This window comes from Novosphingobium rhizosphaerae (assembly GCF_050920675.1).
Lineage (GTDB): Bacteria > Pseudomonadota > Alphaproteobacteria > Sphingomonadales > Sphingomonadaceae > Novosphingobium > Novosphingobium rhizosphaerae.
Genome location: NZ_CP137861.1, coordinates 908,527 through 920,141, shown reverse-complemented (window position 1 = coordinate 920,141; position 11,615 = coordinate 908,527). Strand labels below are relative to the sequence as shown.

The 11,615-nt window shown below is 67.6% G+C and carries 10 protein-coding genes; 9 read left to right on the top strand and 1 reads right to left on the bottom strand.

Annotated features, from left to right (window positions below; all coding sequences use genetic code 11):
* The first annotated feature begins 59 nt into the window (after positions 1-59).
* The 7 genes from R9J51_RS04215 (at position 60) to R9J51_RS04185 (ending at position 8,147) form a co-directional block, all read left to right on the top strand.
* The gene (locus tag R9J51_RS04215) at positions 60-1,634 is read left to right on the top strand and encodes a hypothetical protein (protein ID WP_179505946.1); all 1,575 of its coding nucleotides are present in this window, start codon (positions 60-62) and stop codon (positions 1,632-1,634) included.
* A gap of 202 nt (positions 1,635-1,836) precedes the next feature.
* Positions 1,837-2,781, top strand: coding sequence for an alpha/beta hydrolase (locus R9J51_RS04210; protein ID WP_432787837.1), 945 nt, complete (start codon positions 1,837-1,839; stop codon positions 2,779-2,781).
* Positions 2,782-2,791: 10 nt separating this feature from the next.
* Positions 2,792-4,171: a M48 family metalloprotease gene (locus tag R9J51_RS04205; RefSeq protein ID WP_179505945.1), complete on the top strand. Its 1,380-nt coding sequence runs from the start codon at positions 2,792-2,794 to the stop codon at positions 4,169-4,171.
* Positions 4,172-4,175: 4 nt separating this feature from the next.
* Complete coding sequence (locus R9J51_RS04200) at positions 4,176-5,009, top strand: DsbA family protein (RefSeq protein ID WP_179505944.1); 834 nt, start codon at positions 4,176-4,178, stop codon at positions 5,007-5,009.
* Entirely contained in the window at positions 5,006-6,043 is a 1,038-nt protein-coding gene (locus tag R9J51_RS04195) for a hypothetical protein (RefSeq protein WP_179505943.1), read from the top strand. The genes R9J51_RS04200 and R9J51_RS04195 overlap by 4 nt, the downstream gene beginning before the upstream one ends.
* Positions 6,044-6,055: 12 nt before the next feature.
* Positions 6,056-7,246, top strand: coding sequence for a sensor histidine kinase (locus R9J51_RS04190; protein ID WP_168555846.1), 1,191 nt, complete (start codon positions 6,056-6,058; stop codon positions 7,244-7,246).
* Between the two features lie 103 nt (positions 7,247-7,349).
* Positions 7,350-8,147, top strand: a complete 798-nt coding sequence (locus R9J51_RS04185; RefSeq protein WP_168555845.1) for a LytR/AlgR family response regulator transcription factor — start codon at positions 7,350-7,352, stop codon at positions 8,145-8,147.
* A 98-nt stretch (positions 8,148-8,245) separates the two neighbouring features.
* Here R9J51_RS04185 and queG read toward each other — a convergent pair whose 3' ends face one another.
* Positions 8,246-9,307, bottom strand: a complete 1,062-nt coding sequence (queG, locus tag R9J51_RS04180) for a tRNA epoxyqueuosine(34) reductase QueG (RefSeq protein WP_432787978.1) — start codon at positions 9,305-9,307, stop codon at positions 8,246-8,248.
* An 84-nt stretch (positions 9,308-9,391) separates the two neighbouring features.
* Between queG and R9J51_RS04175 the strand changes: the two genes are divergently transcribed.
* Positions 9,392-10,351, top strand: coding sequence for an ATP-binding cassette domain-containing protein (locus R9J51_RS04175; RefSeq protein ID WP_179505941.1), 960 nt, complete (start codon positions 9,392-9,394; stop codon positions 10,349-10,351).
* Positions 10,348-11,580, top strand: coding sequence for an ABC transporter permease (locus tag R9J51_RS04170; RefSeq protein ID WP_169475630.1), 1,233 nt, complete (start codon positions 10,348-10,350; stop codon positions 11,578-11,580). The genes R9J51_RS04175 and R9J51_RS04170 overlap by 4 nt, the downstream gene beginning before the upstream one ends.
* Positions 11,581-11,615 lie beyond the last annotated feature (35 nt).

Below are 11,615 nucleotides of genomic sequence, written 5' to 3'. Positions count from 1 at the left end.
GCTTCTTCACCATGTTGCGCCAAAAGGGTCGGCAAGGAGCATGACGAAGGGCCTTGGCGATGGACAGCATGCGCGGATTTGCCGACGGACCGGCCCATGTGGGCCTGTTCGGCAACGGCGATCCCGACGATGATTTGCAAGACGGCGATCTGCCAGACGGCTATCTGGACGACCTGACCGAGCCGCTGCCGCCGCTCCTGGGCGCAGACGAGCGACGGATGCAGGTGCGCGCCTACAATTTCTGGGCGAGCATGCTGGGCGATGCGCGCCTGCCGCTGGCTGGCCCGCTGCTCGCCGGCCACCTGCCTGATTTTGCCGATCATTCGGTGCTGCTGCATTTCGATGCCGGCCTGGAAGAGGGGGGCCTGGAAGACCCGGCCATCGCCTATGTCGGCAGCGCGCTGCTGGCCGATTGCGAGGATGCAGGGCCGCTTTTGCGGTTGAGCCAGGTGCCCGGCCGCTCGATCCTGTCGCGCATCACCGACCACTACATGCAGATCGTGGCCAACGAGGCGCCGATCGGGTTCGAGGCGGAATTTGCCAACCAGCGCGGCCGCACCATCCTCTATCGTGGCATCCTGCTGCCGTTTTCGACCAGCGGTGACACGCTCGATTACATCTATGGCGTGATCAACTGGAAGGAACTGGCCGACCAGGCCACGACCAACGAACTCATGGCTGAAATCGGCCTGGTGCTGGGTGAGAAGAAACCGCGCCGCAAGGCCGTGACCGCGCTGCGTCCCGATCATGGCGGCGCTGGCCACGCCGCGCCCGATCTGCCGCTGCCTGCCTTTGCCGATCCGGCCCTGCGCGGCGACGGGGATGGCGAGGAAAGCTGGGGCGCGCTGGCCGATTCGCTGGGCCAGTGGGCCGATGGCCCGCTGCGCGCGCGCGACCCGCACGATCTTTCCCCCGATGACGCCAGCCAACCGGCCGGTCTGGACGCGCTGGACCTGGGCGATATCGCGCTGGAAATCCTGCCAGCACTCGATCCGCTGGCCGCCGGCAACCTTGCGCCGCTGCGCGACGAGCGCGAGCCCGAAAGCCTGGCCGATTGGCTGGCCAGCGCCCGCGCCATGGCGGACCTGGCCGTGGGCAGCGAGGATCGCACCCGCCAGGCGCTCTATGCCGCGATCGGCCGCGCCTGGGACTTTGCCCTGGCGGCAGAAGCAGAGCCCGAGGACTTTGCCGCGCTGGTGGCCGGCGCCGGCCTTGCCATGCAGGCGCGCGCGCCGCTGATCCCAGTGGTCAAGCTGGTGTTCGGCGCGCAGCACGACAAGACGCGGCTGACCGAATATGCAACGGCCCTGGCCCATGCGCACCGGCTGGGCCTGTCGCGCGGGGAACTGGGCGCGTTCCTGGCGCAAACGCCGGGCGGCCTCAAGGGCGTGGTGGCGGCCGAACGCCGCCTGCGCCGGGCCGAGGAAGGCCAGGCCCGCATCGATCCGCGCGCCGCGCTGGAAGCCAGCTTGCGTACCCTGCCGCCGCGCAGCCTGGACGACATTCCCGCCGATGGCCGCGAATTTTCGCTCGTCATGGTGCGGCGCATGCCCGATGGGCGGCTGGCCGTGCTGGGCGAAGTGCTGGACGACGAACCCTTGCTGGAACGTGCCGCCCGCCGCCTGATGAACTAGGGTGTGTTGAGATTTAGCCCACGGTGGGCTGCGAACGGCCGCTTTTCGCGCTTTCGGTACTCACGTGCCAAAAGTACGCTACGTTCCGGGTCACGAAAATCAGCCATTCTCGCTCCACCCTGGCCTAAACCTCAACACACCCTAAGGCGGCGATCATCACGGGAACCGCCACCTTGGCGGCTGAGTTTGCAAGGCGATGAGTTTGTCTCGATGGATCGTGGGCCTGGCTGCCGCTGGCATTGCCGGCCATGCCCTTTACCGCCGCGCGCTGGCGCGCAACCCCGTGGCCGTGCTCGATGCGGCCGACCTGGCCCTGACTCTGGCCAAGCAGGGCGGGCAGAGCGGCGTGGAGCGCGTGGCCCGCGCCCGCTATGGCCCCGATCCGCACCAGCAACTGGAGGTATTCGCGCCACCCGGCACGCCACGCAACGCGCGGCTGCCGGTGGTGGTGTTCATCCACGGCGGCGCCTGGAACAGCGGGCGGCCGCAGGACTATCGCTTCATCGCGCGCAGCCTGATCGCGGCCACGGCGCCGCAGGGCTGCATGGTCGTGCTGGCGGGCTATCGCCTGCTGCCGCAGGGCCGCTGGCCGGTGATGCTGGCCGATGGGGCGCGGGCGCTGCGCTGGGTGGCCGATCATGCCGCCACGCTGGGTGGCGATCCGCAACGCGTGGTGCTGATGGGCCATTCGGCCGGGGCCTATAATGCGCTGGCCCTGGCGCTCGACAAGCGCTGGCTGGCCGACGAGGGGCTTGACGCCGACGCCCTGGCCGGGGCGATCGGCCTGGCCACGCCGGCCGATTTCCTGCCGTTGGACGATCCCGCCTCCATCGCCACGTTCGGCCATTGCGGCGATCTGGCCCAGACCCAGCCGATCAACCATGTTCACGCCGGGGCGCCGCCCCTGCTGCTGGTGCATGGCGCCGACGATCCGCGCGTGCGGCCGCGCAACAGCCTGGCCCTGGCCGCCGCGATGACCGCCGCCGGCCAGCCGACACAAGCCCTGGTGCTCGATGGTGTCGATCATGAGCGGCTGATCATGGCCTTTGCGAAGCCCTTTGCCCGCGAAACCCGCCCCCTTGAGGCGGTCGCCGCTTTCATCGCCAAGGTTTGCGCTTCACCACCGGTTCATTCCGCGCCACAATAACCGCATCGTGATGCGCGCCCTCTCTTTCGCCCCGCTACGCCGCCGCCTGGCGGGCGTCTGTTCCGCCGTGGCTGCCTTGGCGCTTTCGGCCCAGCCGGTCATGGCGCAGGAAGTTCTGCGCGATGCCGAAACCGAGGCGCTGTTCCGCGACATGTCGGCCCCGCTGATCAAGGCGGCCGGGCTCGATCCGCGCAATGTCGATATCGTTCTGCTCAACGATGGCTCGATCAACGCTTTCGTCGCCGGGGGCCAGGCGGTCTATCTCCATTCCGGGCTGATCGGCGCGGCCGACAATATCAACGAAGTGCAGGGCGTGGTGGCGCACGAGTTGGGCCACATCACCGGTGGCCACGTGATCAGCACGGCCGGGTCCAAGCCCGCCACGGGCATTACCCTGCTCTCGCTGCTCCTGGGCGGGCTGGCGGCGGCGGCGGGATCGGCCGACGCTGGCCTGGGCGTGTTCATGGCCGGGCAGCAGGCGGCACTCGGCAGCTACCTGGCGTTCAGTCGCGCGCAGGAATCGCAGGCCGATGCCGCCGGCGCGCAGTTCCTGTCCAAGGCGGGGATTTCCGGGCGTGGCTCGCTCGATTTCTTCAAGAAGCTGCAGAACCAGGAATTCCGCTATGGCTTCACCCGCAATGCCGATGCCGAGTTCTATTCCACCCACCCGATGACCGCCGACCGCCTGACCACGCTGCAGGATACCTACGAACACGATCCGGCCTGGAACACGCCGATGGACCCGCAGTTGCAGGCGCGGTTCGTGCGGGTGAAGGCCAAGCTCTATGGCTATCTGGCCGAGCCGCAGGATACACTGCGCGCCTATCCCGACTACCTCCAGGATGCGCCGGCGCACTACGCGCGCGCCTATGCCTATCACAAGGAAGCGCTGATGGACAAAGCGCTGGCCGAGGTGGATGCCATGCTGCGCCAGTTGCCCGACGATCCCTATGCGCTGGAGCTCAAGGGCCAGGTCCTGCTCGAATCCGGCCAGCCGGCCGATGCCATTCCCCCCTTGCGCCGTGCCACGCAGCTTACCGGCAACAACCCGCTGATCGCCACCACGTTTGGCCACGCCCTGCTGGCCACCGAGGACAAGGCCAATTTTGCCGAAGCCGAACGCGTGCTCAAGGCCGCCGTGGCCAAGGATCGCGAAAATCCGTTTGCATGGTATCAGCTTGGCGTGGTCTACGAGGCCGAAGGGGATACCCCTCGTGCCCGCCTGGCCAGTGCCGAGCAGCAATTGATGCAGATGCAGTTGCCCGAAGCGGCGCGCAGTGCCCAGGCGGCCGAGGATGGCTTGCCCAAGGGCAGCCCCGACTGGCTGCGCGCGCAAGACATTGCCATGTCGGCCCAGGCCATGATGGAACGGCAAAGGAAGAAAAAGTAAGCCGATGACTGCTGCTGCCGAACGCCGTTCCTTCCTGATCCTGCTCGTGCTGGTGGCATTGGTGGCCGCCGGCCTTGCCTGGTGGGTTGCTTCCAGCCGCCAGCACGATGCCCTGGCGTCGGCACAGGCAGGCGGGGGGATGAACGAAGCGCAACTGGCCAAGGCGCTGGCCGATGCCGGGATCGACGGCAAGGAGCGCGTGGCACTGGAAGGGCTGGTGCGCCAGACCCTGCTCGATCATCCCGAAATCCTGAGCGAAGTGGCCGGCCGGCTGGAAGCGCGCGAGGCGGCCAGCCGTGTCGCCCCCTTGCGTGGCGCGTTGGAAACGCCATTTCCCGGCGCCGTGCTGGGCAATCCGCAGGGCCGCGTGACCTTGGTGGAATTCACCGATTTTGCCTGCACCTATTGCCGCGGCAGCGTGGCCGACGTGGAAGCGCTGATCGCCGCCAATCCCGATCTCAAAGTGGTGGTGCGCGAACTGCCGATCATTTCGGCGCAGAGCGTGCCGGCCGCGCGCATGGGCCTGGCCGCCGCCGCCCAGGGCAAGTATCCGGCGTTTCACAAGGCCATGTTCAGTGGCGAGCGGCCCAGCACGGAAAGCATTTCTGCCGCCGCGGGCAAGGCCGGCCTTGATGCCGCCGCTGCCAATGCCTTTGCCGCGCGGCCCGAAACGCTCAAGGAACTGCAACGCAACGTGGACCTGTCGCGCCAACTGGGCGTGAGCGGCACGCCCGCCTGGGTCGCCGGAGACCAGTTGCTGAGCGGCGCGGTGGGCCGCGAAAAGCTGCAGCAGGCAATCGATGCCGCCCGCGCCGGCGACAAGGCCCAAGGCGCATGATCGGCGGGCGGGCCCTGGCGGCGCCACTGGCGCTTGCGCTTGCACTGCCCGCCCTGTCGCTCGCCCCGCCCCCCTCCCGTGCCCAAGCGGCCGCCACGCTGCAGCCGATCGATGAAGTGCAGCGCGACGACATCATCGTGCAGACCATCGGATGGAACCTGGCCCATGCCAATGCCCGGTTCTGCGCGCGCGTGGCGCCGGGCATCGGGGTGATGCTGCAGGACGCGCGCACGTTCGATGATCCCGCGCTGGCGCGCCAGGTCTATGGCCTTTCTGGCGATATCGGCGTTGGTGCCCTGGCGGCCGATGGCCCAGCCCATGCGGCCGGCCTGCCGCTCAACGCCACGATCACGGCCGTGGGCAGCCTTGCCGTCGCCAGCCTGCCGGTGCCGCGCCAGGGCAAGTGGGACCGCCTGTTTGCCCTGCAGGATGCCCTGGAAAAGGATGTGGCGCGCGATGGCCGCGTGGTCCTGGCCCTGGCGCAAGGCAAGACCATGACGATCCCCGGCGCGCCGGTATGCCAGGTGCGCTTCCTGATGGACGACAGCAAGGGCAATGCCGGCGCCAACCGCGATGTGGTGCGCATCGGCCGCCCCATGGCCGAAGTGGCCAAATGGGACGAGACCGAAATCGCCGCGTTGATGGCGCACGAGCTGGCCCATGCCGTGCTCGATCACCAGACCTGGCTGGAACAGGGCGGCAGCACGCGCAAGACCGAGCGCGAGGCCGATCGCCTCTCGGTGTGGTTGCTGCACAACGCCGGCTATGACCCGGCCGCCGCCATGGCATGGATGCGCCGCATCGGGCCACGCTATGAAATCCTCTTCATCGCCTCGCCCGATCACGGCAGCTGGCGCACCCGCGTGCGCGACATGACCGCCGAGATCGCCACGATGAAGGCCGCCACGGCCAATGCCGCGCAGGCCGATTGGCCCCGCCTGTTCCGCCGCGAAGAGGGCGCCCCGGCGATGCCCGTTCCCGCCGCGCCCGCGATGGACAAGCCCCCCATGGCGCTGCAGCCCCAGCCGCGCTAAAGCGATATGGTCATGGCCATGCTGCCGCTTCGTCCCACGCCGTTCTTCGGCAACAAGAACCGCGCGTTCTGGCGGCTCCAGTTCGTTGGCTGGGGCGGCGCCATGCTGCTGCGCGCGATGTCCAGCCTGGCCAATGCCCAGCCCTGGTCGTTCCTGCTGATCGTGCTGATCGCCTCGATCACCGGCTTTTCGATCTCGTCGATCCTGTCGGTGATCTATCGCGCGCTGATCAACCGGCGCCCGATCATCACCTGGGGCGCCACGGCGCTGGTCCTGGCGGTGGCGGTGGGGCTCTATGCCTTTATCGATGCCTGGGTGATCAGCCTCTATCGCCCAGGCAGCGACGCGGGCTTTGCCCAGCTGTTCCTGGGCGTGTTCTATATCGACCTCACGCTGCTGGGCGCGTGGTCGGCGCTCTATTACGCGATCAATTTCTACATCCAGGTGGAAGAGCAGAACGACCAGCTGCTCTATCTCGAAGCGCAGGCGACCTCGGCCCAGCTGGCCATGTTGCGCTACCAGCTCAACCCGCACTTCCTGTTCAACACGCTCAATTCGATTTCCACGCTGGTGCTGTTGAAACAGACCGAGCCGGCCAATGCCATGCTCAGCCGGCTGTCCTCGTTCCTGCGCTATACCCTGATCAACGAGCCGACGGGCCGGGTGACGGTGGCGCAGGAAGTGGAGACGCTCAAGCTCTACCTCGACATCGAGCTGATGCGCTTCGAGGAGCGGTTGCGCACCGAATTCCGCATCGACGATGCCGCCCGCGCCGCGCTGATGCCTTCGCTGCTGCTGCAGCCGCTGGTGGAAAACGCCATCAAGTATGCGGTCAGCCCGCTCGAGGATGGTGCCCAGATCACCATTTCCGCGCAACTCGTCGGCCCCATGCTGCGAGTCACCGTGTCGGACACCGGGCCGGGCTTGCCAGCGGGCACCGATCCATCGACGCTGTTCGGCGTGCACAGCGACTCTGCCGATAGCGCCCACGCACCGGGCTATCCGGTTTCCACAGGCGTTGGCCTGCCCAACATCCGCGATCGCCTGGCCCAGGCCTATGGCAGCCAGCAACGCTTCGACGTGGGCAACCGGCCGGAGGGCGGCTTTGCCGTTACCATCGAATTGCCGTTCGAAGCCAAGGAAGAGGCCGCAACGCCCGGGCAATCCCAACTGGCCCAGGCGGCCAGGCTGGTCAGGGCGTGACCGGGCGCATGCGACGCTCTCGGGAACTTTTCGAGCTTGTCGCATTTGTCACGCGGGGGCAAAAAAACCACAACAGGGCAGACGCTCCAGGCAAAGGTAGCAAATGACCATCCGCACGATCCTCGTCGACGACGAGAAACTCGCCATCCAAGGCCTCCAGCTGCGTCTCCAGGCCTTCCCCGATGTCGAGGTGATCGACACCTGTTCCAACGGGCGCGAAGCGATCCGCAAGATCAAGACCGAAAAGCCGGACCTGGTCTTTCTCGATATCCAGATGCCCGGCTTCGACGGGTTCAGCGTGGTCAAGGGCGTGATGGAAATCGATCCGCCGCTCTTCGTTTTCGTCACCGCCTATTCCGAACATGCCTTGAAGGCGTTCGAGGCCAACGCGGTGGACTACCTGCTCAAGCCGGTGGAGGAAGACCGCCTGGCCGATGCGCTGGACCGGGCGCGCACGCGCCTGGCGGAAAAGCGCGGGCTGGAGGAAGTGGAAAAGCTCAAGACCGTGCTGGCCGAAGTGGCGCCCGATGCCATGCCGGAACTGGAAGACGATGGCGAAGTGGCCGCCGGCCGCTTTGAAAAGCTGATCAACATCAAGGATCGCGGCCAGATCTTCCGCGTCGATGTCGACACGATCGAACGGATCGAGGCGGCGGGCGACTATATGTGCATCTACACCGGCGACAATTCGCTGATCCTGCGCGAAACGATGAAGGACCTGGAGCGCCGGCTCGACCCGCGCGTGTTCCAGCGCGTCCACCGCTCCAAGATCGTCAACTTGGACCAGGTGCGCCAGGTGCGCCCGCACACCAATGGCGAATGCTTCCTGGTGCTCGAATCGGGCGCCGAAGTGAAGGTGAGCCGCTCCTACCGCGACGTGGTGGCCCGCTTCGTCCACTGACGGCAACCACCCAACATTCCATCCTCTCCTCCGTCATCCCGGGCTTGACCCGGGATCCCGCTTTCCTGTTCGACGGCGACAAGAAGCGGGACCCCGGATCAAGTCCGGGGTGACGATGGTGATTCGAACGCCAGCGCCCCCAGCCGCGCCAGCGCCCACTGCGCGGCTTCGGCGACGACCGGATCGGGATCATCGAGCAGCGCGCGCACCGGGCCGATCAGGCGCGGATCGCCGCTGTTGCCCGCAGCATAGAGGCAATTGCGCACCATGCGGTTGCGGCCGATGCGCTTGATCGGCGATCCGGCAAAGACCTGGCGGAACGTGGCATCGTCCAGCGCCAGCAGTTCCGCCAGGCGCGGCGCCACCAGTTCGGCGCGGGGCAGGAACGCGCGGTTGTCCGCCGCCGCCTTGGCAAAGCGGTTCCACGGGCACACCGCCAGGCAATCGTCGCAGCCATAGATGCGGTTGCCCAGCGCGACGCGGAATTCCTCGGCAATCGGCCCCTTGTGCTCGATGGTGAGGTAGGAAATGCACGCCCGCGCATCGAGCTGATAGGGCGCGGGGAATGCGCCGGTGGGGCAGGCATCCTGGCAGGCGGTGCAACTGCCGCAGCGATCCTGGTGCGGCGCATCGGGCACGAGATCGAGCGTGGTATAGATCGCCCCCAGGAACAGCCACGAGCCATGCCGGCGGCTGACCAGGTTGGTGTGCTTGCCCTGCCAGCCCAGCCCCGCCACCTGCCCCAGCGGCTTTTCCATCACTGGCGCGGTATCGACGAAGACTTTCACTTCCGCGCCCGGCTCTTCGGCCACCAGCCAGCGCGCCAAGGCTTTCAACGTGCGCTTGACCACGTCGTGATAGTCCACCCCTTGGGCATAGACCGAAATGCGCCCGCGCTCGGCCACCTCGGCCAGGGCCAGCGGATCGTGCGCGGGGGCATAGCTCATGCCCAGGGCGATCACGCTTTGCGCCTGGGGCCACAGCGATTGCGGCCCCTGGCGCTGCTCGGCTCGCGTCTCCATCCACTCCATGCTGCCGTGCCGCCCTTCGGCGAGCCATTGGTGCAGCCGCGCCGCGCGCGCCGGATCGTCCGTGGCCGGCGCGATGCCGCACGTGGCAAAGCCCAGCCGCAACGCTTCTGCGCGCAGGCGCTGTTCCAAGGGGGCAGATGGGGCGGCTTTAACCAAGTCTTCCGTCTCTTGTGTGCTATCAGGGCGACCGTTCGAAAGGGGCATGGCGCGGCAATGGGTTTTGAGCAAGCAGGCGATTGGGCGATCGAGGCGCAGGGCCTGGTCAAGCGGTTCGACGGGTTCACCGCCGTCGATGGCGTGGACATCCGCGTGCCGCGCGGCGCGATCTATGGCATTCTCGGCCCCAATGGCGCGGGCAAGACCACCACGCTGCGCATGCTGCTGGGCATCATCGATCCCGATTCGGGCGTGCGCCGCGTGCTCGGCTGCGAACGCCCGACGCAAGTGGCCCGCCGCATCGGCTACCTGCCCGAAGAGCGCGGGCTCTATCCCGCGATGAAAGCGACCGAGGCCATCGCCTTCCTCGCCGCGCTGCGCGGGGTGCCGCTCAAGACCGGGCGGGCGCGGGCGCGCGAGCTGCTGGAGGAACATGGCCTGGGCTATGCCGCCGACCGGCAGATCCGCCAATTGTCCAAGGGCATGGCGCAGCAGGTGCAATTGTTGGGCACGCTGGTGCACCAGCCCGAACTGGTGGTGTTCGACGAGCCGTTCTCAGGGCTGGACGCGCTCAACCAGGGCAAGCTGGAAAAGATGATTCGGGGCCTCGCCGAACGCGGCACCACGGTGATCTTTTCCACCCACGTCATCGCCCATGCCGAGCGCCTGTGCGACCAGGTGGCGATCATCGCCGGGGGCAAGGTACCGTTCGCCGGGCTGGTGGACGACGCACGCGACCGGCTGCGCCCGCAAGTGCGGCTGGAAACCCGCGCACGCGACGGCGCCTGGCGCGCCGCCCTCCCTGCTGACGCGCGCAGCGAAGGCGCATTCTGGCATTTCACCCTGCCCGAAAGCGGGGTGGAACCCCTGCTGCGCGCCCTGATCGAAGGGGAGGCGGGCATTCGCTCGCTCTCGATCGAGCGGCCCGGGCTGCACGATGCCTTTGTCGCCATTGCCGGGGAGGCGGCCGCCCGCGCCCTGGAAGAAAATGCGCAGATGCCGGAGGCCGTGCGATGATCCCTGAAAAGCTGCGCGCCGCCTGGGTGATCGCCCGCCGCGATTTCGTGGCGGTGATCTGGTCCAAGAGCTTCGTGTTCTTCCTGCTGGGGCCGCTGTTCCCGATCATCGTGGGCGGCATGGCCGGGGCCATCGGCGCCCAGGTGCAGAAAGACCTCGATCACCCGCAAGTGGGCATCGCCCTGCCAGCGGATGAAGCGGCGCGGATGATCGAGGCGCATCGCGCTCTGGCCGATGCCATGCCGGGCGACGTGCCCGATTTCGTGGTGCTCGACGCGCCATGGGGCGGCCGCACTTATGACGCCCGCGCGGCGCTCGCCGGCCATCGCGGCCCTGGCGGCAAGGTTGATGGGCAACTGGCGGCCGTGGTTTCGGGCAGCCTGGCGCACCCGGTCCTCACCGCCACGCCCGAACGCGCGCGCATGTGGCAGGGCATGATCGCGCTGTTTGCCGCCCGTGCGCAAAGCCTGGCGCCCGCGTCGCTGCCGCCAGTGGCGGTGGACGAAGTGGCCACCAGCGTGGCCAAGGTGCAAAGCGGGCAGGTGACGACCGCCCAGGCCGGGCAAGTGCTGCTGTTCCTGCTCACCATGCTGCTGGCGGGCATGGTCCTGTCCAACCTGGTGGAGGAAAAGGCCAACAAGATCATCGAGGTCCTGGCCGCCTCGATCCCCATGGACGCCTTGTTCCTGGGCAAGCTGTTTGCCATGCTCGGCGTGAGCCTGGTGGGCATGGCCGTGTGGGGTTCGGCCTGGGGCACGCTTTTGGCGCTGGGCATGAAATCGCTGCCGACGCTGGCTGCTCCGGCGGTGGGTTGGCCGTTGTTCTTCGTGCTCGGCTTCCTCTATTTTGCCATGGCCTATCTGCTGCTCGGCTCGCTGTTCCTGTCGATCGGCGGGATGGCCACCACCGTGCGCGAAGTGCAGACGCTGTCTATGCCGGTCACCATGCTGCAATTGATGGTGTTCTTCTTTGCCAGCTATGCCCTGGCGCGGCCGGGCACCTGGGTGGATTGGGCCGCGCTGGCCTTTCCGCTGTCTTCCCCCTTTGCCATGCTGGCCCGCGCCGCGCGCGAGCCGGCGATCTGGCCGCATCTGGTGGCATTGGGCTGGCAGGCGCTGTGCGTGGTGCTGATCGTGCGCATGGGCGCGCAACTGTTCCGCCGCACGGTGATGAAGTCCGGGCCCGCCAAGGGGCGCAAGGCGCGCAAGGGTCTCCTTGCCAAAGGCTGACAGCCTCGCTCAGCCTGGGTTCAGCCGGCGTGCGC

Coding starts and splice junctions, on each gene's coding strand:
- R9J51_RS04215 (WP_179505946.1), top strand. CDS start 60: ATGGACAGCATGCGCGGATTTGCCGACGGACCGGCCCATGTGGGCCTG.
- R9J51_RS04205 (WP_179505945.1), top strand. CDS start 2,792: ATGCGCGCCCTCTCTTTCGCCCCGCTACGCCGCCGCCTGGCGGGCGTC.
- R9J51_RS04200 (WP_179505944.1), top strand. CDS start 4,176: ATGACTGCTGCTGCCGAACGCCGTTCCTTCCTGATCCTGCTCGTGCTG.
- R9J51_RS04195 (WP_179505943.1), top strand. CDS start 5,006: ATGATCGGCGGGCGGGCCCTGGCGGCGCCACTGGCGCTTGCGCTTGCA.
- R9J51_RS04190 (WP_168555846.1), top strand. CDS start 6,056: ATGGCCATGCTGCCGCTTCGTCCCACGCCGTTCTTCGGCAACAAGAAC.
- R9J51_RS04185 (WP_168555845.1), top strand. CDS start 7,350: ATGACCATCCGCACGATCCTCGTCGACGACGAGAAACTCGCCATCCAA.
- R9J51_RS04175 (WP_179505941.1), top strand. CDS start 9,392: ATGGGTTTTGAGCAAGCAGGCGATTGGGCGATCGAGGCGCAGGGCCTG.
- R9J51_RS04170 (WP_169475630.1), top strand. CDS start 10,348: ATGATCCCTGAAAAGCTGCGCGCCGCCTGGGTGATCGCCCGCCGCGAT.